We start from the raw sequence: 23,311 nt of genomic DNA, 5'->3' as shown, positions 1-23,311 counted from the left end.
CTACGCTCCCTATGATCGCCTAGTACTGTTCATCATCTATTCTGTCTTGCTCCGCAAGCCAATCATAGTGATTCACAGCAAAAAGCGCCCTAATGCCGAGGCATTAGGGCGCTGATACGCGGTACCACCTAAATTGCAGATTGCTCTGCCACTTTGACGTGAGGTAACGTTCACGACGCGCTTGATCTTACTGTGCGGCTTTGTCTGCAAGAAACAAACCGTGGTTCGGATCAAAGACCTTCAAGCTACCTTTTCAGTGTCTGGGGAAGTCTTGCACCGACCGACTTCTCTCTGACCGCCAGGGTCACTGATACTCCTCTTGAACATTGTCTTGCTATCATAGATTCTTGTTTCATCTTGCTACATTCTACAATGAACTTTTTTGAAAGTCAATCAGAGGTTTGCTTTCGCAGCATCAATGGCTGCTTGATAATCCGGTTCGTGGGAGATCTCAGGCACGATCTCAACGTGTTGGATCACGCCTTCACGGTCTAAAACGAAAATTGCTCGGGCAAAATGACCGAAGTCTGGGATCATGATTTGATAGGCCTCACCGAAGGTATTCGCCGGATCATGAAGCATGATCATGTCGACACCTTCTTGGCCGCACCATTGCGCTTGTTCTTCTTTTGTATTGTTAGAAATCGTGACAAAATGGATGTCATCCAATTGACTTGCCTCTTGGTTGAAACGCTTGGTCTGCAATGCACAGACGCGTGTCACGATATCGGGAACCACGCTGATGATCGTTGGTTTTCCTAAAAAATCAGTCAGTGTGTATTCCTTGTCCTCTAAACTTTTCAAGCGAAAATCAGCTGCTTTATCCCCTACTTTTGGTTGGTTGCCAGGCATCTCATAAACCGTTTCTTTGCGTGTAACTTGCATAACATCTCTCCTATAGCATTTTCTCCCAGTATAAGAAAGATTGTCAAAAAACGAAAAGGATTTGCTCAGACTTTCGATTTTTGCGAGTAGGTCGTATCAAAAAAGATCAATGTTTGCAATTCTGTCGTCAAATCAATGTATTGGATATTGACGTCTTTTGGCACGATGACGGGATCAGGGGCAAAATTTAAAATCGCTGTGATCCCAGCATCCACGATCGCATCGATCGCCATTTGTGAATAACGGCTAGGAACGGTCGAAATCGCTACGGTGATCCCTTTATCTGCTACGACTTCCGCCAATTGATCCATTCCATAGACATAACGCCCACTAATGGTCTGACCAATCATTTCTGGATCATTGTCAAAAACCGCGACCACGGAAAGATTTTCATTTCTGCGAAAATTGTTGTTGGCTAACGCTTTTCCTAAATTTCCATAACCAATCAAGGCGATTTTTTTCTCTTCATTGGTTTCTAAGATATAGCTCAATACCTCAATCAGATAGGGAACATCATAGCCATAGCCACTTCTGCCCAATTCTCCTAGATGAGAAAAATCTCGGCGGATCGTGGCTGAAGGAACTTGCGTGATTTCTGCAAACTCTTTCGATTTGATTCGCTGAATACCAGAGGCATCCAGTAATTTTAAGTGTCGTAAATAAGCTGGCAAACGTTTTGCCGTCGCTTTCGGAAGTTTTTTATCTCTTAATGCTTCCATCCTGTCCACCCTCCTTGTTAAATGATTCACATATCGAGTGTAGCATGTTCCATTTTCAATAGCAAGAAAATATTCACAAACTCTCTCACTCGATGAAAAACGACCACAAATGTTCAAAAACAGTTGTGGTCGTAGCATTAAAATCGGGGTTTTATTATAAAAATTCAGCGAATTCCGTTGCTGCTTTTTCTTGATTTGCCGTGATTGCTTCCAGTTTCAACCCAGCCATCGCACGTTCCATCATCCCTTCGATATCGAGACGTTCTTCATATTGGTGGACCTTATCCAGTCTTGGGCGCGTCTTTGGTTGAGGAGGTGCAAAGATTGTGCAGCAATCCTCAAATGGCTGAACTGATAATTCAAAGGTATCAATGGCTTCGGCAACTTCAATGATTTCCAATTTGTCCATCGTTGCCACTGGGCGCACGATCGGCGTATTGGTTACTTCATTGATGGCGACCATGCTATGCAAAGTTTGTGAAGCCACTTGTCCTAATGATTCACCATTTAAGATGATCAAGCCATGACGAGCTTCCCGAATCGCATCCGTCAAACGCAGCATCATCCGACGGGTGATGGTCATCCAATAGCCTTGTGGCACACGATTTTTGATTTCTTCTTGGATTTCTGTAAACGGAACTTCGATAAACTGGATGCTTCCCACATAAGGTGCAAGCTTCTTCGTTAAATCTTTGGCTTTTTGCAACGCTTGTTCACTCGTATAAGGAGGACTTGCGAAATGGACCGCTTCGATCTCAACGCCGCGTTTCATGGCAAAGTAGCCTGCAACTGGCGAATCGATACCGCCAGAAAGCATCAACATTCCCTTTCCACTGGTGCCCACTGGCAGCCCAGCGGCTCCTTGGATCGTTTCATAAGACAAATAAGCGCCATCGATCCGTATTTCTACACGCAAATTGATGTCTGGTTTTTTCATTTGGACTTTGATATCAGGAAAACGGTCGATCACCGCATTCCCTAAGGTCAAATTCAACTGGTTGCTATCTTGCACAAACGAATGATCACTGCGCTTGGCTGTGATTTTGAAGGTCTCAACACCCGTATAGATCTCTGCCATGACGTCTTGAACGGCTTTCTTTAATACTTCGATATCTTTTTCGACCCGAATGCTGGGGGAAAAGTTTTGAATCCCAAAGACTTTTTGCAGCTTAGGAATGATCTCTTGGCTGTTTTCACCGTTCAATAGCAAGTGCATGCGATCTCGCTCGGCATGAACTTTGACATGGGGATAATCTGCTAAGGTACGTTTGACGTTTGAAGCTAATTGCATAATAAAACTACGACGATTTTTGCCCTTTGTTGACAGTTCGCCATAACGAACCATGATTTCTGAATAATTCACGAGAAAACTCCTTTGATTTGGATTGATTTTATAGTGGTCTGTCGTGCTTAATTGATTTTCGAAAATTTTTGGTACAACTGGTGGAAGACGATCAGAAACTGCTCGACTTCTGCCATTGTATTGCTCTCATCTAAACTGATACGAACAGCCGATGTTGCTAACTGTTCTGGAACGTGCATCGCATGAAGCGTACTGCTGGCCATCTTTTTACGGGAGGAACAAGCGCTCGTCGTCGAAAGATAGATCTGCTTTTCTTCAAAGGCATGGACTAAGACTTCTCCTCGGATCCCTTTTAATGAAAAACAAAGTATGTGCGGCGCAAACCCTTCTGTGCCAGAAAAAAGCGTGACTTTCTCGTACCCAGCCAGTGCTTCTTGCAAATAGCCTTTTAATAATTGAACATGGTTTGGCTTTTCAGCCTTTTGTTCTGTCGCTAAACGTAGGGCTTTTGCCATAGCAACGATTGCTGGTACGTTTTCGGTACCGCTGCGCTGGTTTTGCTCTTGCCCACCGCCGGTCATCAATGGCGCCAGCTTACGGCCTTGTTTCCAATAGATAAAGCCTGCGCCACGAGGTCCATGAAATTTATGCGCAGAGAACACGGCAAAATCGACCCGCTCATTGAACCATTGTTCTTGCGGCACCTTTGTGATGGCTTGGACGGCATCTACATGGAAATGGATTGTTGGATGGTCCGCTAGCACAGCTGCGATCTCATGGATCGGTTGGATCGACCCTACCTCATTATTGACCGCCATCACCGAAACCAAAATCGTTTCTTTGCGAATCATGTTTGCTAATTCAGACACGTTGACAAAGCCTTGGGCATCGACAGGCACCACACTGACCTCAAACCCTAACTCGGCTAATTGAGCCGCTGTTTCACTGACGGCAGGGTGTTCAATACTGGAAATAATCAGGTGATTCCCATAGGCTTTTTTCGCTAAAGCAGACCCTTTGATGACCCAGTTGTCTCCTTCAGTTCCCCCACTGGTAAATGCGATCTCTTTGGAAGAAACGTTTAACAGATCGGCGATCTGCTGACGAGATTGCTGCAGCAGACGATTGGCTTGATTTCCTAAATCATGCAGGCTTGAGGGATTGCCGATAATTCGCTGACTGACTTGGACATATGTATTTAAAGCTTGTGGATAAATAGCGGTTGTTGCACTGTTGTCAAAATAGATCAATGATAGGACCCTTTCTCTAAAAAAATTCTTTCCCATTATAACTGCTCTTGGGCTGAGTTTCAAGGTGACTCGCTGGCTTTGGCTTTTTTTAAAGGAAACTTTTCCTTCCTTCGTAAGCGGTACTCATGCAGCGAGCCATTCTTTCCATGAAAAAAGCCAGTCAGTTTTTCACTGCTGGCTTTCGTATTATACTAAGTCGCGGTTATTGAAGTAGAAGTTTTCGATCCGTTTGAAGGCACCTGGTTCTACTCGTTCCAACGCTGTGCCGATTTCATCTAGCGCATCTTGGTAGCGATATTCTTTACTAAACAAGTAAAGTGATTTGTCGATCGCTGCCTTAATATCTGGATGAGAATGACGATAGCGGTTGGCATATTGCATCATTTGCTCAGTCAATGCCGCAGCATCCACTAAGTCTTTTGTTTGTTCATCTAAAAGATCAAGATCTTCTTCACAGACAGAAACCAATTTATTGATTTCTTGCATGTTGATGCGAATCTTGTTCAATTCTTTGCCTAGTTCTTCGACACGATCCGTTGCCACGAAGAAGAATTCTAAATACTCGCCTGGCAAACCAGGTAAGCGTTGTTTCTCAACAAACCGTTTCAAGTTGCGTAGACGGAATTCGAAGCTTTCCACTTTTTCTTGTGCAACTTTTTCGCCACGACGTAATTCCGCAAGAGAATCATCGATTTCAACTTGCTGGCTTTCCACATCATCCAAAATCTTGTAGGCATCTTTGTAGAAGCTTTGCACTTCTGAATAAGGAATCTCATGTTTTTCCAATTTCGGTAAGTACTCGTTGTTGCGGCGAGCCAATTCGTCCACTTCGGTTTGGAAGCCGCGGACGCGACCCAATTCATTATGATTCAAAGTATAGCTTTGTGCCGTATGATCCAACTCGATCAACAACTGACGGTTGTTCTTCGTTGCATGGTCAATGTAGTCTTCGATGATCTGACGATTTTTCATGACATATTTCTTGGCATTGATCTCACGTTCCATCACCGTATACAAGGCATCAATATCACTTGCAGTATCACGGCTTGCCACTTCAACGGAAGCGACTTCTGTTTTCGCTAGATCGTTCATGGAGTTTTCAACCCGTTTTTTCACACGATTGATTTCTTCTTGGAAGTTTGCTTCTGGGAACACATATTTTTGTTCTAATAATTTTTTATAACCTTCTTGGATTTCTTTCAACTGATCAGGGAAGGTACGATTTAATTCTTCGTACGCCGCTGGGATCCGTTTCATTAGGTCTTCCACTTCATAGGTGTGTTTTTCCGCTTGGTCTAACACTTCCCGTGCTTCCACAGGATCGCCTGAAGTATTTAAGGTAACAAATTGGGTGAACTCAATTTCAATGTTTTTGATTTGTTTTTGCAGCTCATTGTAAGCAGGACCGAATTCTTCGCCTTGATCCCGCAGCTTCTTCTTCAAGTCTTCGTAAACGTCCAACGCTTTTTGAACTTCCAGGGAATTTCGTTCTTCACTTTCTCGTAATTCTTTCAAGCCTGCGCGAATCTCTTCCACTTGGCGTTCCATCTCGTCCATGGTCGCTTCGGCTTGGACGATCGCCCCTTTTGCTTTAAAAAAGCGGATGCGTTCGTTCAGCTCTTCCACTTCAAAGATTTGACTTTCAAGTTCAGCAAAAGATTTTGTGGAGATATCTGTCCATTGTTGGTTCCACTCACGGAAGGTGTTTTGACTTTGACCAACCAAGTGCATTCTTTTTACTTCATCGACTTCTTCGATCACCGGCAAGTCAAACAGATTTTCTTTGCGTTTTTCCAAGTCATTCAGCTTTTCTTGGTTTTTCTTCCGCATGAAAAAGCCAATTGCATACAAGACCGCTGCGATGATGATGATGGCAATGACAATTCCAAAGATGATATTAGTTCCCATTTTGTGGTTCCTCCAATTTTCAAATATACATGTTTCGTCTAAAACCTGCTGATCAGCAGATTGATTGATAAGTTCGTTGAGTATAAAAAGGACAGATAGTCCCTTTATAAAAAAGCATCTACGCTAGATTATAGCATAAAGAAAAAAATCAAGCATTAGATTGAGGCAAAAAAGATCGACTTTTTTCGCATCGAATAAAATAAATCACGGCTTTTCCAGCGATAATGAAAACAAATCGTGAAATTTACATCAACAAGTGACTTTTTTTCTGATTTTTCCGATTTTTTTCAAGAAACCGCTTGATTTCTCCCTATTGAAACTGTACTCTAGTAAAAAGCTTGAACAGGAGTAATGTCAAATGAAAGTAGCGAAATTCGGAGGCAGTTCCCTTGCCTCAGCCGAACAAGTCGAAAAAGTTGTTGCGATAATTGAAAGTGATCCTAAAAGACGGTTTGTTGTTGTTTCAGCGCCTGGTAAGCGTTCCAGCGACGATCAGAAAGTCACCGATCTGTTACTAGCTGTCTGTACCCGTCTGTGTGCCCAAGAAGAAATCACTGATTTAATAGAAGAAATCTATGCCCGCTATACAGCGATCGCCGCCCCCTTTGGGATCGAACAAGTCCATTTAGACCGCATCTGGCAATCATTGGCGGCTTTTCAAACACTGCCTACCCAAGACAATCCGCATCTTTATGATACAGTCTTGGCAAGCGGCGAAGACAACAACGCCAAATTGATCGCAGGGATTTTACAAAGCCGTGGGTTAGCTGCTCGCTACATGAATCCGCAAGAACTTGGGCTGCTGGTGACGGATGAACCTCAAAACGCCCGTATCTTGAACAAGTCGTACGCCAAGATCGCACAATGGCGCGACAGTCCTGAAATCTTAGTGATTCCTGGCTTCTTTGGCTACACAGAAGCCGGCGAGATCTGTACCTTCTCTCGAGGAGGATCAGATATTTCTGGTGCCATCGTGGCGGCTGGTCTGCAAGTAGAATTGTACGAAAACTTTACCGATGTCGATGGGATTTTTTCTGCTCATCCAGGCTATGTTCATCATCCAGAGTCCATCAAAGAAGTGACTTACCGAGAAATGCGAGAGCTGTCTTATGCAGGCTTTACTGTGTTGCACGATGAGGCGTTGATGCCTTCATACCATGCAAAAATTCCCGTGGTGATCAAAAACACCAATAATCCAAGTCATCCTGGTACCTTGATCACCAACCAAAGAGACAATTTAGATCAGCCCGTGATCGGCGTTGCCAGTGACGAAGGCTTTTGTATGATCTATATTCGCAAATACTTGATGAACCGCGAAGTTGGGTTCACGTTACGGGTCTTAGAGATTTTCCGTGAATTTGATTTAAATTATGAACACATGCCTTCAGGAATCGATGATATCTCGATCATTATGCGCTCCAACCAGTTGAATCCAGTATTGGAAGAAGAACTGCTGCGCAAGATCGCCTACGAGATCGATCCCGATGAACTGCGAATGACCCACGATCTATCCATGGTCGTCGTCGTTGGTGAAGGAATGCGTCAACGAGTCGGGATTACTGCCGACAGTACCGCTGCCCTTGCGCGGAAAAATATCAACTTAGAGATGATCAACCAAGGGTCCTCTGAGGTCAGCATCATGTTCGGTATCCACAAAGAACAAGAAAAAGCCGCTGTCAGAACCCTTTACTACACTTTCTTTGATTAAACCAAACGTGCCAGTTGCACCACTCCTTTTGCTGATAAGCAATCGGAACGGGCAACTGGCACGTTTGGTTTTTATTCTGACGATTCTTGAGCTTGCGCTTGTTTTTGTGCCAATTGGCGGTTGATTTCTGCCTTGATTCGCGGTTCAGGAGCAAACCGTTCTTCCCAATCGCTTGGCTTCATGACTTTGTGGGTCTCAGGATCATAATGGGGCTGCCCATCTGGGAAAAGTTTTCCCATGTTGGCGTCATGAACGATAGCCAAGATCGGCGCTGGATCGACCCCTAACAGTGAAAACGAGCCATAGGTAAAATACAGCAGATCACAAAGCGCATCGACTTGTTCTACTAGAGAATCACTGACAGGCTGTTGTTTGGCAGCCAGCTTGGCTTGGGCTTGATCGATCGCTTGATGCAAATGCTCCAGACCTGCTTGAAAGGTCTCTTCGTCATTGTTGCTGGCAGCATAAAGGAACTCAACTAATTCTTCAATTTTAAAACCAGCACGAAACTGGGCTTTTTCCGCTGAAAAAGCTTGTGGATATGGCGGTCGCGTTGGATCAAAGGTTTTATGAAACTCTTCCGTCATTTCAAATGGACTCATTTTGCTCGCTTCTTTCTGCTTTTTCTCATGGTTCTGTTTCATGGTTCTGCGCTGTCTTCTACGTTGCTTCATAGATTGGCTACTTGCTTATTTTTTTCATTCCCTGGCTTGGGCATCCTCGGCAATAATGCCAAAATGGATCAAGGCTTTCTTGATGCCGTCATGATCGTTAGTATCCGTCACAAAGTCAGCACTGGCTTTAGTGATGGGCTGGGCATTGCCCATCGCAACCCCGATCCCCACGCCTTCTAACATTTCCACATCATTAAAATGATCCCCAAATGCCATCGCTTCTTCCATCGCGATCCCTTCATAGGCCAAAAACTCTTTGATGCCTTTGATTTTCGAACCGTTTTTCGGGACGATATCAACAGAATAGGCATTGGATCGCTTAAAATCACATTGCGGCAGCTTAGACCGTAATTTTTCGCGCTCTGATTCAGGGCTCAGCATAATGCACTGATAGATGGGCTCTCGTAAAATATCCAACGATTCATAGCGCTTGGCGTTACGATTGGGACTAAAGCGCTGCAAGACTTTCTTTAAAAAACCGACGGGAAATTTTTTCGGTACATAGCGCAAGTAGCGCTGCATGACGGGTGATTGGCTTAAACGGATCGTCAAGCTGCCAGCCACTTGGGTTTCTCCGCCAAACATGACTTGGCGGTAATTTTCATCTGCGTATTCTACGATCGCTTCCAGCGTTTGTTTTGGAAAAGGTTTAGCATAAATCAAGTTTTCCTTCGTGTAGACATATTGGCCGTTATAGGTGATAAACATGTCTAACGACAAGTAATCGATCACCTTCTCTAAATCAACCGGACCACGTCCAGTGGCAATGCCGCAGAGGACGCCATTGGCTTGGGCCTGTTTGATGGCTTCACGGGTACTGGCAAGCGCCTTGCCGTTGCTGGCAATCAGCGTGCCATCAATATCAAAAAAAATTGCTTTTATCATATGACTCCTCAAAATAATTTCAACTGATTAGGATTTAATGCTTCGTAATCGATCTGCAGCGCATCGATCAATGCGCGAGCATTGTCAGCGGCATCACGACCGGCATTATTATTGAAGACCACTGCGACTTCTTTGGCATTGGCTTCGATGGCTTGGACTGCGTGTTTTAACTCCGTTAGTTCGGCTTGGTCATAGCGATACAAGGTCCGCAGATTTTTGGCATCTGGTCCCGTCGCTGTCCAGCCGCTGTCGTTGCGTCCATGAAAACGGCACAAGACAAACGCGGGATTGGTCACGGTTGGATCAAGGGGAATGGTGGTCGATAGCTTTTTCGGCTGATCAACAACTACTAAGGAAAACTGTTTTCGCTTCATATAATCGATCATTCCAGGATACAGTTTCGGCTGATACCAGCTGCTGTCTCTCAGCTCGATCGCCACTGGATAGCCCGCAAACCATTCTCGCACTTGGTCTAAATAGGCGACATTTTCTTTCGTACATTTAAAGCTGTTGGGAAACTGCGCCAATAGGCAAAAGAGTTTGCCTGCTTCTACCATTGGGGCGATCGCTTCTTTATAAAGCTGCAGTGCTTCGGTCATGGTCAACTGATCTGGCAAATCCCCTTGGGTGGTCACACTTTGATGGACTTTCAACACAAAGCGGAAATTTTCGGGAATCTGGGTCAACCAGTTGCGCACGTCTTTTTCTTTTGGCAAAAAATGATAGGTGGTATCCAGCTCAACTAGCGGAAAATAACGGGCATACTCAAATAATTTCGAGTTTTTTCTTTGCACGAGACTGCCATGTTCACTAAATGTGGTACAACCAATTCGAATCATTTTTTCCCATCGCTCCTTGTTTTCTTATTTTAATAGTATACAATAGTTTTGAGTTAAGAGTAAATAAATCATTGCAGGTGATGAAAAAATGAAACGAATTCTCGTGTTGCACACTGGCGGCACCATCGCCATGAAAGAAGACACCCTGACAGGCGGCGTCAGCCCTGATGTCAGCAATCCGCTGATGGATGCACCGATACACATTGACGACGATGTTGAATTGATCGTCGAAGACATTTTTAATATTCCCAGTCCTCATATGACCCCAAAAGAAATGCTGCAGTTGAAAGAACGTATCCAGCTGGCGCATTTAAGCGGGGTCGATGGGGTCGTGATCACTCACGGAACCGATACGCTGGAAGAAACAGCCTTCTTTTTAGATACCACAATCGGCGGTCAGTTACCGATCGTGGTGACTGGCGCCATGCGCTCAAGTAATGAAATCGGCAGTGACGGGCTTTATAACTTTGAAAGTGCGATTCGGGTGGCGAAATCACCTGATGCCTTAGGAAAAGGCGTCTTAGTCGTGATGAACGATGAGATCCATTCCGCACGTTATGTTACGAAGACCCACACCACCAATATTGCGACGTTCCGCACCCCGACATTAGGTCCGATCGGCTTAGTCACAAAGCACCGTATCTTGTTCATGCAAGAGCTGTTAAATAACCGCCATTTGGATGTTGATCGTGTCGATGGTCTGTTTCCGATCGTCAAAGCCTATGCAGGGATGACTGGGGAATTGTTCGATGCTTTAGCCGACTCGCTGATCGATGGACTAGTGATCGAAGCTTTAGGCGCTGGCAATCTTCCGCCGCAAACCATAGAGCCTTTGAAAAAACTGATCGCTAGAAACATTCCAGTCGTCTTAGTTTCTCGCTGCTTCAACGGCGTTGCCGAGCCGGTCTATGACTACTTAGGCGGCGGGATCGAATTGCAAGCTCTTGGGGTGATTTTCTGCAATAGCATCAATAGCCAAAAAGCTCGCATCAAATTGCTGATAGCGAAAAACCGTGGGTTGACCATGGATGAACTGCCTGATTTCATGGAGAATTAACCAAACAAAAACCCTTTTGCCATTCCGCTAACGGAGGCAAAAGGGTTGTTTTATTTTTCTCGCCAAGTAAAGATGGCTTCGCAGTAAGTATCCTCACCGATCTTGATCTCGTGGATCGTTTGCAGCGGCACAGCCTCGCCGGCTTCATCGACTGTCTTTTCATTGATTTGAAAATGGCTTTCGATCAAATGGCCGTAAGCCACTTCCCGATCAAAACGGATCGTCACTTGTGTCACTTCATGTTTTGTTAAAAACTCATAGCCTAAGACGTCCATCAGCCAATTGAAATACATGGCATTGTTGACATGCTGATTGCTATCAATATCGTAGAAACGCACCCGATACGGCAAAAATTGTCCTTGCGTGATAGGGGTGATCTTCGGGTAGCGTTTGATTCGCTTGATTTTTTCACTGCCAAAAGGCGCCACGATCTCATCTGGTACACTGCTGACTTTGCGCGTCTTCGGATCCATCAACGCAAAAACCGCCTCGATTTTGACCAGTTCCGTTCCATCTTCTGCCAATAACCAAAAGTAACGGTAGCAGAAAAATTTATTGTATTCTCTCGCCTGGGTCGCCACTTGGATCTGCTCCCCTACGCGCGGCAAACGAGTCACCGTTATGTGATAGCTGGTGATGATCCAGGTCAAGCCATAACTAGCGATGACTTCTGGTCCGCGGTTTAACGCCGCACTTTGTTCCTCTGATGTCTTGATGGCGATGCCTAGCATGGCTGGAAACGTCATCGTTTGGTTGACATCACATTCATAATACGCCACTTCATGTGTGGTTTGATACTTTGCTGCCATAGTTCTAATTGCCTCCTAAAAACGACTCAATATTTCATCGACACTTGGTCCATAGCTTTCGCCAAACTGATTCAAATGGACCAATAAATAATACAATTGATACACTGGCAGTCGCTCTTGCCAATCCTCATCTAATGGATAGACTTCTTGATAGCCTTCCAAAAATTCCTGACGAAAACCACCGAAGAGCTGGGACATCGCAATATCCATTTCTCGATCCCCATAAGCGACTGCTGGATCAAGAAACACTGGTTCTCCTTGCTGATCGAACAGCACATTCCCCCGCCAAAAATCACCGTGTAATAAAGCAGGTGTGACGCTGCGATCACGCCAATTCTCATGCAAAAATTCTTTCAAACGCAGATAAGCAGCTTCCCGTTTGGCATGCCAGCGGTTACCTAGCTTCGCTAGTTCGACTTGCACATCCAAACGGCAGACTGTGTAAAAATCAAGCCAATCGGTGGTTTTCGGATTGACTTGCGGCAAAAAGCCGATGTAATTGTCTTCGTAAAACCCAAAAGACTCCTGCGTCTGCTGATGAAGCCGAGCCAAGCTTTGACCTAAGCGTCGCTGCTGTCCTTCCCCACCATCGATCCATTCCATCAATAAAAATGCCCTCTCTTCAGTCTGACCGAGACGTTCGATTTTTGGCACCCGCACGAAAGGGGCTAATTCAGCTAAGCCGTTGATCTCTGCTTGAAAGAACACCGATGAAACATGAGGATGGGTCTTTAAAAAATAGCGATTTTCTGCTGTAGTGAAACGATACGTTTGATTGACATCCCCACCACTGATGGGCGTCAGCGAGCCGGTCATCCCGATTGCTGCGAACAATGCTTCCTCCATACGGATCTCCCTTTCTTTACTCAGTCAGTTGGGCATTCAAATACGCTTGCTCTTCTTTCGTCACCCCTAGTCCTTGCAGGAGATACTGATCAACCGAACCGAAGTGCTGATCGATCGCAGCCAAGCTTTCATCAAGAAAACTCTCTTTGGCACTCATCAAAACCGTGATCGCTGTTAACAGCTCTTGCGGCAAATGCTGGGTCATTGGGGCAAATTTTTCTTTTAGCATTGGGGCTAAATAGCGATTGGTCGCTAAATAATCTTCTTTGATCGTCGCTGGTGCCACCGCCAACACATGGAGTAATAAAAAGGCGCCAAAACCTGTGCGATCTTTGCCAGCGGTACAGTGGAACAAGGTTGCACCTTCGCCTTCCGCATTGGCGATCACATGATCAAAGAACTGCCGATATTGTTGGCGGGCATAGTCGCTTTCAACAAAGTGACGGTAGACTTTTTTCATCTGCTCTTCGGCATCTTCCCCATCTTCCAAGCGCTGCTTCAAGCTTTCTGGCGACAAGGAAACCATCGTTTCGTCTTCTTTGAAAATAGGTAAAAAAAGCTGCTTTGCTGTGGCGATCGGTCGATCAGGCTGTGCATTGGCTTCAGCGATGGAGCGAAAATCAATGACCTGATTGACCCCATAGTTTGCCAGTACTGCTTGATCTGAAGCAGTCAATTCATTGATCGCCGCACTGCGGATCAATTTTTTTCGTTTGATCGTCGTGCCGTTTGTCGTTTGATAGCCGCCAAGTTCTCTGACGTTTGCTGCTCGTTCTAGTTGAATCAATTGTGTCATTGCTTATCCCTCCCGCGATGTTCTAGTTAAAAGTATAGCAGAAACTTCGCTATTAAGGGCACTGAAACCTAGATTTTTCTGTGAGCTGAGCTTTAACGGACAAAAAAAAGAAAGACCACACGCAGTCTTTCTTTGCTTTCGCTTGTTACAAAATGTTTCTATTCGGCTTCGATCACGGCGGCAGAATCATCTAAGATCGAACGATCCAGTTCGTTGATACGACTGCTAGTCACCATTCCCGCAACCATACTGTCGCTGACATTAACGAGTGTCCGTGCCATATCGATCAATGGTTCAACAGAAATAACTAAGCCTACGATGGCGATCGGCAAGTTCATTGAGCCTAAGACGATCAATGAAGCAAAGGTTGCGCCACCGCCAACACCAGCAACGCCGAATGAGCTGATCGTAACTACTGCAACTAGCAGTAGGATAAACTGCCAATCAAAGACATTGATCCCAACCGTTGGTGCAACGATCGTTGCCAACATCGCTGGATACACACCCGCACAGCCGTTTTGACCAATCGATAACCCAAAGCTGCCTGCAAAGTTAGCCGTGGCTTCATCAACACCTAACGCTTTGGTTTGGGTTTCGATGTTCAATGGCAAGGCTCCCGCACTTGAACGAGAAGTAAAGGCAAAGCTCAAGACTGGAAAAGCCTTTTTGAAATACGTTACTGGATTGACCCGAACAGCGATCAGCAATAATGAATGAACAAGTAAGACCAAAATCAAAGCCGCATAAGAGGCGATGATAAATTTGCCTAAGTTCAAGATGGCTTCAAAATCACTTGAAGCTAATACATTAGTCATCAATGCCAAAACGCCATATGGTGTCAGGCGCAAAACTAACGTGACGATACGCATCACGATTTTATATAAGCTGTCCATCAAATTCGCAAAAGTTTCCGCTTCTTTCGGTGATTTACGTTTGACACCAAGAAAGGCGATCCCAACAAAGGCTGAGAAAATCACGACCCCGATCGTACTTGTCGAACGAGTACCCGCAAAATCAGCGAAAACATTGCTTGGGATGAAGGAAACGATTTGTTGTGGGATCGATAGGTCTTGGACTTGTGTCGAACGTTCCGCTAATTCTGCGATCCGCGCTGTTTCCGTTGCCCCTTCGGTAAAGCTGGCACCGTCAAGACCAAAGACCATGACCATCACAATTCCGATCAAGGCAGCGATCGCCGTTGTCCCTAGCAAAGTCGCAAGAACCGTAAAACTGATCTTCTTGATTTTTTCGCTTTCTTTCATCTTAGTGAAAGCGCCAACGATCGAAACGAAGATCAAGGGCATGATCAGCATTTGCAAGAGAGCTACATAGCCGCTACCGACCATCGTGATCCAGTCAAGAGCTTGCGTGACAACGTCAGAGCCTGTCCCAAAAATCAGCTGCAGCACGCCACCAAAAACGATCCCGACGAACAACGCCGCAAAGACCCGCGTAGAAAACTTCACGTGACGTTTTTGCAATAAGTAGAACCCATAAATAAGGGCAGCAAAAAGTAGAACAACAATAATAGTTAACAGATTTGTCATTTGAATCCTCCTTTTGTTCAATAAACATGACAAAGTCTGTCAGAGGAAGTAAAGGTTCCCAGTGACCATTCTTCAACAGTTCACTCTAATGAGACGTGTGGCATCATTAGTGACTATTCCATTTTAAAGAAGTTTGCTTCATCTTACAATAAATAAGTTCCCACTTTTCTAGGATGGTACCGCTTTTTTGTCAGAAAATAAAAAAAGAACCGTTACCGCAACCCCACACTGTTAGGATTTCTACTTTCCTAACAGTTGGATTGCGGCAACTGGTTCGTTATTTTTTCATTTCATCTTTTTGAAAAATTTCAGAGAATATTCAGGCAATCATTAGAAATTGCTGTCTTACGCTAAAGCACCCATTGGGTCCCAAGGTGCTAAGACTGTTGGTTCTGCTTCAAAGGCAGCCAATTGTTCTGCTGTCAGGAACTCTTTGCGAACCACGATTTGATAGGTGTATTCATCCATCCACGCATCGCTCATAACGAAGAAGCCATTCGTTCCGACTTTTTCACCCCAGCTGTTTTCGACTTTCCATTTGGTTGATTCGCCGTCGATCAAGTCAACGCCAGTCAAGACCATCGCGTGGGTCATTAAGCTTTCGCCAAAATCTAAGCGTTCTGCTTTGGTCATCGTAAAGTCGATGTCAAATAGGTCGTTGATATCATACGCATCTAATGCCATGATCCCAGTATCTCTGGTAGAAGATTGACCGACATCACAACCGAACCACACGGACTCCCCTTGTTCCAATTGAGCGATCGCTAATTTTTTGAAGGTCGGCATATCGACGTTCAAGTATTTGACTTCTTTGCCGCCAACCACGTTGCCTAGCATTTCTACGGTATACGATTGATTGTAAGGCTTGTCGGCAGTTGGTGCGTTGATGATGCTGACATAATCATCAAGGTCCACCCCGACATATTTTTCATAAAAGCTTTGCGGTGTTAAGTTGCGATCAATGTGATAGTTTTTGTCTTCATCACGGTATTCAAAATCAAAGGTTTCTGGCGGTGTGCCTAAAGAAGTCGCTAAGAAACGATAAATGTCTTCCAACATCGCTTCTTTGGTTGTTTGGATGTCTTCAGCTGTTTTGCCTTCAGCCACTAGCTGACGCAAAGCAACCGCATCTTTACGCAGTTTTTTGTTCAAGTAATTGTTTAGGTCACGAGAATTGGAAGAGTTGCTGCTTTCTGGCATGACCGTTTTTGGTACGACACCATATTTTTGGAAAATCGAAACGATCATGTCCCATTGCCCACCATCTTGTTGTGGTGTTTGCAATAAGAAAGCAACTTTGCGACTTGTTAAAGGCTCGTTAGCAGTTGCTAAAATATTTTCATAGAAATAGTTGGCTTTTTCGTATTTGTCCCAAAAGAAGGTATGGTTTTGAGACAATTCAAATTCTTTTAAATTGAAATCATTCAGCATCTTATGACGGAATGTATTCAATGCGGCAAACATCCAGCAGCGGCCTGATTGTTTTTGGTTTGAGACTTTCCCGGTTGTCACATCAACTGAAAAAACTGGCACATTGTTGACTTTTGCTGACACGTTTTCCGCAGAAGCGGTGATCCCATTTTTCACAACACTCCGTTGTAGTGCCGTTTGTTTATTATTGTCTTGATACGCTTGCGCAAAGGCAGCGGTGGTCTTTTTTGAAATTTCTGACATATTTCTTCATCCTTTCACTTTCCGTTCCTTCCATTTTACGCCTCTGCCTCTCAAATAACAACCGCTCCTAGAAAAATGAAAGGATCATCTTTCTAAGAGCGGTTGCTCGTATCAAAGATTTAAAGAGTTAGCATCAAAAGCAAAAAGCCAAGTAAAACAAAGGATAGTCCTCGTTCAAATCGTGCATAAAGGAAGCGGATCGGACGACTAGCTAGCAAGATCGTCAGTAAAACACTGGCTAACACCAACGTCACAAAGCCTAATACCGACAGGTTCAAGTCGGTGATCGCTAATGCCCGCAAGCCCTTGATGAAGATCCCCTGTAAAAGATAGACCAGCAGGGTGTTTTTGCCCCACTTCGTAAAAAAGAGGTGCTCTCTAGGCACGAGGCTCAGAAAGCCGATGATCCCCATCAGCCCGATCACGAAAAAGACCGCACGCAAGGGACCGCCGAACAACGGATAGCTCAAGTAATCGTCATAAGGCTTGGAACCAAAAACCATGTACTTGTTCATCCCATGAAAAAACGCGATAAAGGTGTAGATGATCGGTAAGAAAAGCAAACTGATAGTCCGAATCTTTGGTTTCAATAAAAAGCGCATCTCATTTTTGGGAAAATAAAACCCGATGATGAAAAACGGCAAAAAGACAAAGGTCCGCTGCAAAGTCAACACTTGATTTAAAAATGGCACGTAGCCAGCGAAGATACTCAAGCCGATACTCAGCAAGATCGCCTGCTTTTTGGACATTTTTTGAAAGACCAGCAAGGAGAGCTGCCAAAAGAACATGCTAAGCAAAAACCAAAGTGCCCATTGCGGATTCAACAGTTGGATTTTTAACGACTCCCGTAGACCGATCAACCAGTAATAGACGGTGTAAAACACCTGAAAGAAGACATAAGGCAGCAAGAACTTTTTCATCAGCTCACGAAGCTTGTGTCCCTTCGTCAACGGTTTGGCAAAGTACCCAGCCAGAAAAACAAAAGCTGGCATATGGAAAGTGAAGATAAAATAATATAGGTCATGATAAAACTTCTGATCGCCGATAAAAGGCTGTAGTAAGTGACTGAAGACGACCAAGATCATCAGTAAAAATTTTGCATTATCAAAGTAAGCCGTTCTTTGCGATTGGCTCATAAAAGTTCCTCCTCTAAGTTGTATCTGTCAAAGGATACCTGATCCATGAAACAGAACTGTAACAAGCTATTTACTTTTTCCTAACGATTCTTGTTCATTTGATTACCAGTTGCTATTTTGTATTTTTTGTATTAATATATATAATACAAAGGAGCTGTTTTCGATGATATTTGATATTCAAACCCAAAGCAACCAACCGATCTACCAGCAGTTGCGGGAACAGATCATTGTCGGTATCGCAAAAGGCGATTTATCCGCTGGCGAATTGCTACCATCCGTCCGTCAATTAGCCGAAGAGATTGGCATCAATACCATGACGATCTCAAAAGCCTACAATTCCCTCAAAGAAGAAGGCTTGTTGGTCACGGATCGCCGCAAAGGAACCGCCGTTGCCGCACCACCACCGTTTACTTCTGGACAAGAAGCGGAGTATCTCCAAAACTTGCAGCTGCAGCTAGCAACCGCTCTCTTACACGGTAAAAGCAAGCAAGCGCTTTTAACGGATGTTCAACAACTGCTGGACCAATTTCCTGAAAGGAATGAATGCAAATGACCTATCTTTTTTTCATTATTGCTCTTGTCCTCTGTGGGACGACCGCATTTGGTTTACGCTTGATCAGTAAACCCCACAAAAATGTTTTACTCGAAAATACCCTTGCCCCTGAGCATCTGGATGATCCTAGCGTCCACAGCTTGATCACAGAATTTCGCAAGCGTATCTTACAAATCGTTGGTACATTTAGTGTAGCAAGTCTCCTTTTTTTGTTCAATTTATCTGACTCCATCATCCTTACCCTGTTCTGGCTTTATATGGCCGCTTTGCTGGGGACAGCTTACCTGGTGCAAGTGCATTACATTGGAAAAATGCGGCAATTGATCCTTGCCAAAGGATGGGAACTACCTATCGATCCGATTCGGATCGATACAAAACTCGTTCAAGCCAAAAATAAACGGATGCTGCCGTGGTATAGCCTCGTTCCTGCGGGGATTTTGTTGATGATCAGTTTGTACCAAGCATGGCAGTTGCCTGATCTTTCTACAGGATACTTGATGGGCGGCGTCTCCTTAGCAATTTTTGCGCTGTTCGTCTATCTCTGGGTGATCATCAGCCGCTTACCCGTTCGCGGAATCAGCGGTGATTCAGCTATCGACCAGCACATCAATGATTTAACAAAGCGCTATTGGTCCTTATTGATCGCTGTCACTTGTACCATTACGCTGCTCTTGTTGACTGTCCCACTGGCGTCCATGTCCGCTACTGGAGCATTCAGTACTATCCTCTTAGTGCTCTTTGTTGTTTTGGTTGTTTTCTTGATCGTCTTTACCTTCTTCTTGTTGCTAGATCTGCGTAAAAAACAAGATCAGCTCTTAGAACCAGCAGGACAACCGCGCTATTATGGTGAAGATGCTTACTGGCGATATGGTTTTTACATCAATCCTAATGATGCGCGACTGTTCGTTCCTGACCGTGTTGGGATGAATATCGGCATCAATCTAGGTAAACGTAGCGGACAAATCGTCTCAGGTATCACCGCTGTCTTCTTACTTGTATTAATGGTCGGTACCATCATTCCGATGTATCGTTTAGATTTCGCTCCTGATGCGATTACCGGTGAAGTGCAAGGACAAGAAGTCACCTTCGATGCACCAATGACCGGGAAAACAACGGTCTCTTTGGCAGATATAGAGACGGTGGAATTGATCGAAGCTTTGCCATCGCCTCGTGTTCGTACCATGGGTGTAGGAACCGCCAGTTACCAAATCGGTAAATTTACCGTTGCTGGTGATCCTGCCAGAATGTTCGTGGATACAAACTCGACACCTATTTTAAAAGTCACCACCAAAGATGGGCCAACCGTTTTTTACACAAATAAAAAAGCCGCCGAAACGACGGATTTATACGAGGAACTAGTACAGAAGATTTCCTCAGCGGAGTGAGTGTTCTGGAGAAATAACTGGGGAACCCATTATCCCCAGGCTATCCACAACCCAAAAAAAACGACCTTCCGAAACGAAGGTCGTTTTTGATACTCCGGCAGTAGGACTCGAACCTACGACATCATGATTAACAGTCATGCGCTACTACCAACTGAGCTATGCCGGAAGAATCTATCTGTACTATACCAAATAGTCAGATAATTTAGCAAGAGCAAAAATCAATTTTTTGTTCCTTTTTTTCAAGAAAATCCCCTTTTAGAAACTTCCCTTCCCGCAAAGTGTTTTTCTCAAGAAATATCCGAAAATCTCATTGACAAAGCAGCGCCTTTACGGTATTCTATATCTTGTGTTAAATAACACGCCGCTTTAGCTCAGTTGGTAGAGCGCATCCATGGTAAGGATGAGGTCGACGGTTCAAGCCCGTCAAGTGGCTTTGGTAGGACAACGTTTGTCGGACGTTGTCTTTTTTTGTGCATCTAATTCCCAAAGTATAGCGATAATTTCTGAACTTAATCATTCGTACGCCCCTAATTTCCTGCGATATACAAAAGAAATAAAATCGTAAAACCCAATAGTAGGACCGATACAACTGCTTTCATCATTTTCGCTGTATCTTTAAATTTAAACAAGAGCGTATATAGATTAATAAAGTAAATGATCGACAGGGCTACTTCTTGCGAATATTCTTTCACTTGGATCAAGCCTAGCCATATAATCAGCAAAAGAATCGAAAAAACAACCAAATAGTTTTCTGCAACACGCTTCATTTCATTCTCCTTTTCAACAATAGACATTTGCAACCAGCTGAATCGTAGAACTCAGTAAATTATCAGCCCCTCTCACCAATACTTTTCCTACATCCTTTGCTTATTAAAAGTGTAACAAACTATCTCTTCTAACGGTCAACCTTATTCAAATTAAATTAATATTTTTTGATAAAACGACTAAAACGGGGTTTTCATTCGTTGCTCACAGCTCAATTTTAGACACATCTTTTTTACCACAAAAAACCCACTCTCCTAAAGCTAAGAGAGCGGTTTTTTCAACTACACTGAATTTTTTAAAAGGATACGCTTTATGCTGACTTAAAAAATAACACAATGTTTCCGTTTAATTTAAATTTTTACTTCACGACCAACACCGTACATTTCGAATGATTGACGACATAATCGGTGGTTGAGCCCACGACAGCTCGGGTCAATGTGCCTTTACCAGTTGCACCGATAATGATCAAATCAATCGGGTACAATTCTGTTGCTGCATGAATGATAAAGCGTTTTGGATCGCCGACTTCAACGATTACCTCAACATCTTCTACCCCATGCTGATTGGCATCATAGATTTTTTTCAACATGTCCGTTTCCACACGCAATTTTTCTTGGTCAAAAATTTTCGCAAAAGCATAGGCACTTGTGGATAACTCAGCATTGTTGATAACAGAGAGGACATACAATTTGGCTTTGTTCATACGACAAATCGCGAGTGCTTCTTGGAACGCTTTTTCTGACTGATCCGACCCATCCAAGGCAACAAGTACATTTTGACAATTACGTAACATCCAAATCGCCTCCTTTTCTTTATTTTACCACAAAAAATGGAAGCGTTACAAAAAAGGACAAGGTCTACTCTTAAGAGACCTAAAACTTCCTTTAAGATTTGTGAAGTTCCTTACTTGTCTTTGTGATTATGCAGTAAAATAAAGAGAAGAATGATTCGAGGTGAAAGAAATGCGCTCTTTTTTCCAGGCTGCGGTCACTGTGCTCTTGTACTTAGGGCTTTTCTTGCTGATAATCGGTATTATCGCCTTTTTCTTGCTAAAACTTTAAGCTTGGTTTGTTGAAAAGCAAGTTGCTGTCACATCCCTAAGAGGAGTGATACACTTGGTTTATCAACAATTATCGAAACGAAACAGTTTGCTGCTCACTCGTTTCAAAAAGGAGATCATGCAAAATGGACTTACATATTACCCCTACTGCCGCTGCTCGCTTTCCAAAAGGACACGACTTATATATTTTGACGAGTAATGACGGATCGAACCAATTTTCTTCAGCAGCTGGATGCTGTATGATCGGCGAACGTTTTTTGATCACACCGATCGACGAACCGTTAGACCCATACAATGAGTTAGTCTCAAGCAATCAGTTTACTTTCTTTACATCAACCTATGATCAAATGTTCTTGACTGGTCATCTGATTCTAGATGTTCACCCAACTTCAGGAACCTTGATTTTGAAAAACGAAGGCGGCTATTTGGATACCAATCTTTTATTGGAAGCCTCTCCGCAGCTGAAACAAACGAATGCGTAACAAAAGAGCTGACAAACGCCTTGTAAGGTGCTTGTTAGCTCTTTTTCTCTATAATGAATCTGGAATCAACGCTAAGAGTTCTTGTGTCTCAGCGGCTAAAGCGATCGCACCAGCATCAAGCAATTCTTCTTTTGACCCAAAACCATATAAAACGCCGATTGCCGGTAACTGGTTTTCTTTTGCACCTAAAATATCATGCTCACGGTCGCCGATCATGATGGTTTGCTGCGCTTTTTGTTCCTTTTCGATCTCAGTTAACGCGTAGCGGATAACGGCCGCTTTTTCCCCACGTTTATTCTCAAGATCCGCCCCATAGATTCCTTTGAAATAGCCATCATACTTGAGATGGGTCAGGATCTCTTTTGCAAAAACTTCTGGTTTCGACGTAGCGATATACAAATCGTGATCCTGCGCCAGCTCCTGCAATGTTTCTTCGATCAACGGATATGGTTGGACTTGAAACATGCCCGCTTGACGATAATTTTTCCGGTAGAAGGCAACGGCTTGCTGGGCAGCAGCTTCATCGAAGCCCCAGCCACGGAAGGATTCAATCAAAGGCGGCCCCACAAAGCTCCGCAGTACGTCTTGCGCTAATTGCTCTTTTCCCATTTTTTCCATCGCATATTGAATCGATCCATAGATTCCTTCACTCGAATCAATGATCGTTCCATCTAAATCAAAAAGTACTTTCTTTCTCACGCCATCGTCTCCTTTTCTAATAGTATAGAAAAAAACAGCAATACAAGCAACACTTCTTCCTTTTCGTTCTGATCTCATCTAAATAAAAAAGACGCTGCCCCTTCAAAGGCAACGTCTTTATTTTTGTCATTTTATACAAAAAAAAAAGATAGCAGATGCTATCAAGCAACTCCGGCAGTAGGACTCGAACCTACGACATCATGATTAACAGTCATGCGCTACTACCAACTGAGCTATGCCGGAAAAATTGAAATGCGTGGCGACGTCCTACTCTCACAAAGGGAAACCCTTCACTACAATCGGCGCTAAGAAGCTTAACTTCTGTGTTCGG

22 protein-coding genes, 3 tRNA genes, 1 rRNA gene and 1 other annotated feature are annotated in these 23,311 nt (G+C 44.0%); of the genes, 6 read left to right on the top strand and 20 right to left on the bottom strand.

The annotated features are described in order from the left end of the window. Positions 1–101: 101 nt before the first annotated feature. Positions 102–336, bottom strand: a binding site (T-box leader). 57 nt (positions 337–393) lie between these two features. The 5 genes from tpx to ezrA all read right to left on the bottom strand — a co-directional run bounded on the left by tpx (position 394) and on the right by ezrA (position 6,065). Then, positions 394–885 (bottom strand): thiol peroxidase, encoded by a 492-nt coding sequence (gene tpx / locus ACI3E5_RS09830; RefSeq protein ID WP_010747457.1) that lies wholly within the window; start codon positions 883–885, stop codon positions 394–396. 65 nt (positions 886–950) lie between these two features. Further along, positions 951–1,604 (bottom strand): redox-sensing transcriptional repressor Rex, encoded by a 654-nt coding sequence (locus ACI3E5_RS09825; RefSeq protein WP_015509044.1) that lies wholly within the window; start codon positions 1,602–1,604, stop codon positions 951–953. Between the two features lie 154 nt (positions 1,605–1,758). Further along, positions 1,759–2,967, bottom strand: a complete 1,209-nt coding sequence (gene thiI, locus ACI3E5_RS09820; RefSeq protein ID WP_005225147.1) for a tRNA uracil 4-sulfurtransferase ThiI — start codon at positions 2,965–2,967, stop codon at positions 1,759–1,761. Between the two features lie 47 nt (positions 2,968–3,014). Further along, positions 3,015–4,157, bottom strand: a complete 1,143-nt coding sequence (locus tag ACI3E5_RS09815; protein ID WP_074934654.1) for a cysteine desulfurase family protein — start codon at positions 4,155–4,157, stop codon at positions 3,015–3,017. 186 nt (positions 4,158–4,343) lie between these two features. Then, positions 4,344–6,065: a septation ring formation regulator EzrA gene (gene ezrA, locus ACI3E5_RS09810; protein ID WP_005225145.1), complete on the bottom strand. Its 1,722-nt coding sequence runs from the start codon at positions 6,063–6,065 to the stop codon at positions 4,344–4,346. A gap of 358 nt (positions 6,066–6,423) precedes the next feature. On the opposite strand from ezrA, the gene ACI3E5_RS09805 reads away from it, so the two are divergent. Continuing rightward, positions 6,424–7,773 (top strand): aspartate kinase, encoded by a 1,350-nt coding sequence (locus tag ACI3E5_RS09805; RefSeq protein WP_005237529.1) that lies wholly within the window; start codon positions 6,424–6,426, stop codon positions 7,771–7,773. Between the two features lie 71 nt (positions 7,774–7,844). Here ACI3E5_RS09805 and ACI3E5_RS09800 read toward each other — a convergent pair whose 3' ends face one another. The 3 genes from ACI3E5_RS09800 to ACI3E5_RS09790 all read right to left on the bottom strand — a co-directional run bounded on the left by ACI3E5_RS09800 (position 7,845) and on the right by ACI3E5_RS09790 (position 10,171). Next, complete coding sequence (locus ACI3E5_RS09800) at positions 7,845–8,375, bottom strand: pyrophosphohydrolase domain-containing protein (protein WP_118214645.1); 531 nt, start codon at positions 8,373–8,375, stop codon at positions 7,845–7,847. A 96-nt stretch (positions 8,376–8,471) separates the two neighbouring features. Further along, positions 8,472–9,332, bottom strand: coding sequence for a Cof-type HAD-IIB family hydrolase (locus ACI3E5_RS09795; protein ID WP_005225142.1), 861 nt, complete (start codon positions 9,330–9,332; stop codon positions 8,472–8,474). An 8-nt stretch (positions 9,333–9,340) separates the two neighbouring features. Next, positions 9,341–10,171: a DUF72 domain-containing protein gene (locus ACI3E5_RS09790; RefSeq protein ID WP_016610430.1), complete on the bottom strand. Its 831-nt coding sequence runs from the start codon at positions 10,169–10,171 to the stop codon at positions 9,341–9,343. Positions 10,172–10,259: 88 nt separating this feature from the next. On the opposite strand from ACI3E5_RS09790, the gene ACI3E5_RS09785 reads away from it, so the two are divergent. After that, a complete protein-coding gene (locus ACI3E5_RS09785) occupies positions 10,260–11,228 on the top strand; it encodes an asparaginase (RefSeq protein ID WP_005225140.1) in 969 nt (322 codons plus the stop codon). Positions 11,229–11,278: 50 nt separating this feature from the next. Here the strand turns inward: ACI3E5_RS09785 and ACI3E5_RS09780 are convergent, their stop codons facing one another. From ACI3E5_RS09780 to ACI3E5_RS09755, 6 genes are all read right to left on the bottom strand, one after another. Further along, a complete protein-coding gene (locus ACI3E5_RS09780) occupies positions 11,279–12,037 on the bottom strand; it encodes an acyl-ACP thioesterase domain-containing protein (protein ID WP_010747450.1) in 759 nt (252 codons plus the stop codon). 15 nt (positions 12,038–12,052) lie between these two features. Then, entirely contained in the window at positions 12,053–12,883 is an 831-nt protein-coding gene (locus tag ACI3E5_RS09775) for a fructosamine kinase family protein (protein ID WP_074934642.1), read from the bottom strand. A gap of 16 nt (positions 12,884–12,899) precedes the next feature. Continuing rightward, complete coding sequence (locus ACI3E5_RS09770; protein ID WP_142973625.1) at positions 12,900–13,679, bottom strand: tyrosine-protein phosphatase; 780 nt, start codon at positions 13,677–13,679, stop codon at positions 12,900–12,902. Positions 13,680–13,837: 158 nt separating this feature from the next. Then, on the bottom strand, positions 13,838–15,226 hold the full coding sequence (locus tag ACI3E5_RS09765; RefSeq protein ID WP_010747447.1) for an L-cystine transporter: 1,389 nt from the start codon (positions 15,224–15,226) through the stop codon (positions 13,838–13,840). A 345-nt stretch (positions 15,227–15,571) separates the two neighbouring features. Then, complete coding sequence (locus tag ACI3E5_RS09760; protein ID WP_121259950.1) at positions 15,572–16,900, bottom strand: C1 family peptidase; 1,329 nt, start codon at positions 16,898–16,900, stop codon at positions 15,572–15,574. A gap of 119 nt (positions 16,901–17,019) precedes the next feature. Continuing rightward, on the bottom strand, positions 17,020–18,036 hold the full coding sequence (locus tag ACI3E5_RS09755; protein WP_086339168.1) for an acyltransferase family protein: 1,017 nt from the start codon (positions 18,034–18,036) through the stop codon (positions 17,020–17,022). 163 nt (positions 18,037–18,199) lie between these two features. On the opposite strand from ACI3E5_RS09755, the gene ACI3E5_RS09750 reads away from it, so the two are divergent. Further along, positions 18,200–18,589, top strand: a complete 390-nt coding sequence (locus tag ACI3E5_RS09750; RefSeq protein WP_142964205.1) for a GntR family transcriptional regulator — start codon at positions 18,200–18,202, stop codon at positions 18,587–18,589. Continuing rightward, a complete protein-coding gene (locus ACI3E5_RS09745; protein WP_185939979.1) occupies positions 18,586–19,974 on the top strand; it encodes a hypothetical protein in 1,389 nt (462 codons plus the stop codon). Before ACI3E5_RS09750 ends, ACI3E5_RS09745 begins: the two co-directional genes overlap by 4 nt. Positions 19,975–20,066: 92 nt before the next feature. Here the strand turns inward: ACI3E5_RS09745 and ACI3E5_RS09740 are convergent. Then, positions 20,067–20,140, bottom strand: a tRNA-Asn gene (locus ACI3E5_RS09740). Between the two features lie 194 nt (positions 20,141–20,334). Between ACI3E5_RS09740 and ACI3E5_RS09735 the strand changes: the two genes are divergently transcribed. Continuing rightward, positions 20,335–20,407, top strand: a tRNA-Thr gene (locus ACI3E5_RS09735). A 94-nt stretch (positions 20,408–20,501) separates the two neighbouring features. Here the strand turns inward: ACI3E5_RS09735 and ACI3E5_RS09730 are convergent. Then, complete coding sequence (locus tag ACI3E5_RS09730) at positions 20,502–20,741, bottom strand: hypothetical protein (RefSeq protein WP_015509036.1); 240 nt, start codon at positions 20,739–20,741, stop codon at positions 20,502–20,504. Between the two features lie 356 nt (positions 20,742–21,097). Further along, positions 21,098–21,532, bottom strand: coding sequence for a universal stress protein (locus ACI3E5_RS09725; protein ID WP_005225130.1), 435 nt, complete (start codon positions 21,530–21,532; stop codon positions 21,098–21,100). A gap of 392 nt (positions 21,533–21,924) precedes the next feature. Between ACI3E5_RS09725 and ACI3E5_RS09720 the strand changes: the two genes are divergently transcribed. Further along, complete coding sequence (locus ACI3E5_RS09720) at positions 21,925–22,281, top strand: iron-sulfur cluster biosynthesis family protein (RefSeq protein ID WP_142973626.1); 357 nt, start codon at positions 21,925–21,927, stop codon at positions 22,279–22,281. Between the two features lie 48 nt (positions 22,282–22,329). Here ACI3E5_RS09720 and ACI3E5_RS09715 read toward each other — a convergent pair whose 3' ends face one another. From ACI3E5_RS09715 to rrf, 3 genes are all read right to left on the bottom strand, one after another. Further along, positions 22,330–22,980, bottom strand: a complete 651-nt coding sequence (locus ACI3E5_RS09715) for an HAD hydrolase-like protein (RefSeq protein ID WP_142964201.1) — start codon at positions 22,978–22,980, stop codon at positions 22,330–22,332. A 169-nt stretch (positions 22,981–23,149) separates the two neighbouring features. Next, positions 23,150–23,223, bottom strand: a tRNA-Asn gene (locus tag ACI3E5_RS09710). A gap of 11 nt (positions 23,224–23,234) precedes the next feature. After that, positions 23,235–23,311 (bottom strand): 5S ribosomal RNA (gene rrf, locus ACI3E5_RS09705); the annotation flags it as partial.

The organism is Candidatus Enterococcus avicola (genome assembly GCF_047470845.1).
Lineage (GTDB): Bacteria > Bacillota > Bacilli > Lactobacillales > Enterococcaceae > Enterococcus_D > Enterococcus_D casseliflavus.
The sequence above is the reverse complement of the archived record's forward strand: the minus strand, read 5'-3'. Positions and strand labels throughout refer to the sequence as shown.

Bases quoted from the DNA above. Each gene is read 5' to 3' on its own strand.
- tpx (WP_010747457.1), bottom strand. From the start codon at position 885: ATGCAAGTTACACGCAAAGAAACGGTTTATGAGATGCCTGGCAACCAA.
- ACI3E5_RS09825 (WP_015509044.1), bottom strand. From the start codon at position 1,604: ATGGAAGCATTAAGAGATAAAAAACTTCCGAAAGCGACGGCAAAACGT.
- ezrA (WP_005225145.1), bottom strand. From the start codon at position 6,065: ATGGGAACTAATATCATCTTTGGAATTGTCATTGCCATCATCATCATC.
- ACI3E5_RS09805 (WP_005237529.1), top strand. From the start codon at position 6,424: ATGAAAGTAGCGAAATTCGGAGGCAGTTCCCTTGCCTCAGCCGAACAA.
- ACI3E5_RS09800 (WP_118214645.1), bottom strand. From the start codon at position 8,375: ATGAGTCCATTTGAAATGACGGAAGAGTTTCATAAAACCTTTGATCCA.
- ACI3E5_RS09795 (WP_005225142.1), bottom strand. From the start codon at position 9,332: ATGATAAAAGCAATTTTTTTTGATATTGATGGCACGCTGATTGCCAGC.
- ACI3E5_RS09790 (WP_016610430.1), bottom strand. From the start codon at position 10,171: ATGATTCGAATTGGTTGTACCACATTTAGTGAACATGGCAGTCTCGTG.
- ACI3E5_RS09785 (WP_005225140.1), top strand. From the start codon at position 10,260: ATGAAACGAATTCTCGTGTTGCACACTGGCGGCACCATCGCCATGAAA.
- ACI3E5_RS09780 (WP_010747450.1), bottom strand. From the start codon at position 12,037: ATGGCAGCAAAGTATCAAACCACACATGAAGTGGCGTATTATGAATGT.
- ACI3E5_RS09775 (WP_074934642.1), bottom strand. From the start codon at position 12,883: ATGGAGGAAGCATTGTTCGCAGCAATCGGGATGACCGGCTCGCTGACG.
- ACI3E5_RS09770 (WP_142973625.1), bottom strand. From the start codon at position 13,679: ATGACACAATTGATTCAACTAGAACGAGCAGCAAACGTCAGAGAACTT.
- ACI3E5_RS09765 (WP_010747447.1), bottom strand. From the start codon at position 15,226: ATGACAAATCTGTTAACTATTATTGTTGTTCTACTTTTTGCTGCCCTT.
- ACI3E5_RS09760 (WP_121259950.1), bottom strand. From the start codon at position 16,900: ATGTCAGAAATTTCAAAAAAGACCACCGCTGCCTTTGCGCAAGCGTAT.
- ACI3E5_RS09755 (WP_086339168.1), bottom strand. From the start codon at position 18,036: ATGAGCCAATCGCAAAGAACGGCTTACTTTGATAATGCAAAATTTTTA.
- ACI3E5_RS09750 (WP_142964205.1), top strand. From the start codon at position 18,200: ATGATATTTGATATTCAAACCCAAAGCAACCAACCGATCTACCAGCAG.
- ACI3E5_RS09745 (WP_185939979.1), top strand. From the start codon at position 18,586: ATGACCTATCTTTTTTTCATTATTGCTCTTGTCCTCTGTGGGACGACC.
- ACI3E5_RS09730 (WP_015509036.1), bottom strand. From the start codon at position 20,741: ATGAAGCGTGTTGCAGAAAACTATTTGGTTGTTTTTTCGATTCTTTTG.
- ACI3E5_RS09725 (WP_005225130.1), bottom strand. From the start codon at position 21,532: ATGTTACGTAATTGTCAAAATGTACTTGTTGCCTTGGATGGGTCGGAT.
- ACI3E5_RS09720 (WP_142973626.1), top strand. From the start codon at position 21,925: ATGGACTTACATATTACCCCTACTGCCGCTGCTCGCTTTCCAAAAGGA.